Origin of the sequence: Sutterella seckii (assembly GCF_009183815.1) — a bacterium.
Taxonomy (GTDB): domain Bacteria; phylum Pseudomonadota; class Gammaproteobacteria; order Burkholderiales; family Burkholderiaceae_F; genus Sutterella; species Sutterella seckii.
The window spans coordinates 1-1,165 of sequence record NZ_WEHX01000193.1 but is presented as its reverse complement, the minus strand read 5'-3'; the positions used below and the strand labels follow the sequence as shown (position 1 = coordinate 1,165).

The 1,165-nt window shown below is 56.1% G+C and carries 1 protein-coding gene; it reads right to left on the bottom strand.

All coding sequences use genetic code 11. The annotated features are described in order from the left end of the window. Nucleotides 1-107 precede the first annotated feature (107 nt). A complete protein-coding gene (locus GBM95_RS11765) occupies nt 108-1,040 on the bottom strand; it encodes a LysR family transcriptional regulator (protein WP_152159262.1) in 933 nt (310 codons plus the stop codon). Nucleotides 1,041-1,165 lie beyond the last annotated feature (125 nt).

Genomic DNA, 1,165 nt, shown 5'->3' with positions numbered 1-1,165 from the left:
AGATTTTTAAAGAGCGTCGTCAACACTGCGGGGTTGAGGCCGACGCTCTTACCGATGGGAACGGTGCTTAATCACCCGAGCGCGTTATGAGTTTCGGGGAGCGTCAGCTAGGGGTTCGCACGCTTTGCGCAGGAAAGCAGGATCGAGCGCACCCACTGGAGCTCAAGGTCGTCGTTTGCGCGGTGGTGCCAGATGAGCTGAGGCTTGTGGCGAATGCTTTTCTCCTCAGTCCGGATGATGACGATGTCGCCGCCTTTTTCCATGTATTCGGCCGTACGCCGCGGGAGCACCATCAGCAGGTCGCTTTCCGCCACGGTAGGAATGAGCGAGAGAAACTGCGTGGTTCTCATGGAGGAACGTCCCTCAGTCCATGCCGGGAAAACGCTTTCGCGGAGCGACGTCCAGGATGCCCCCGGACGAGGGTGATAGCAAACATCGGCAAAGGCGTGCCTGAGGACATCGGCAGTGGAAACGGCGTTCTTCTGAGCTTTGCGCGCCAGCGGATGATCTTTTCTTCCGGTGAGGACGTAATCCGTATCTGCGAGCTCGATCGCATGAAATCCGGGGGGGAGCGTCATGACGGGGGAGACCGCAAAGTCGATTTCTCCGGAGGAGAGAAGCGAAAAGCGATCATCCGAGAGCGGCAGGTAGGAAATCATGACGCCCGGCGCCTGAGCGAGAAGCTCCCTGGCAAAGTTGGGAAAGACTGAGAAAGGCGCATTGTCGGCGCATCCGATGCGGATGTCCCGGACGATCCGGGCGGGATCGAATGTCTGCGGCGCGAGAAGCGCATCGTAGGTTTCGAGCACCGCTTCCGTGCGCGTCATGAGGAGCTTTGCTTTTCTCGTGGGAACGAGTCCTCCGGGAAAGCGCGTGAAGAGGCGGTCTTCAAAGACTTCGCGCAGCTGCGAGAGCATGCGGCTTGCAGTGGGAAGCGAAAGTCCCAGGCGCTCGGCCGCATCTGCCAGATTTTCCGTCTGACAGAGCGTATGAAGGAGCCTGATGGACTCAATGGAGGGTGTTTTTGCGCCGACTTTCATTTTCAGAAAATACCTCTTTTCAAAATTTCGTGAATTCCCAGGAATCCGTTAACAGAGTCTGAAAGAAATTCATATCCCGGCTTAGTTTTGATTTAAGGCAACTAACTGAAATCTAAAGGTTAGTT

Bases quoted from the DNA above. Each gene is read 5' to 3' on its own strand.
- GBM95_RS11765 (WP_152159262.1), bottom strand. From the start codon at position 1,040: ATGAAAGTCGGCGCAAAAACACCCTCCATTGAGTCCATCAGGCTCCTT.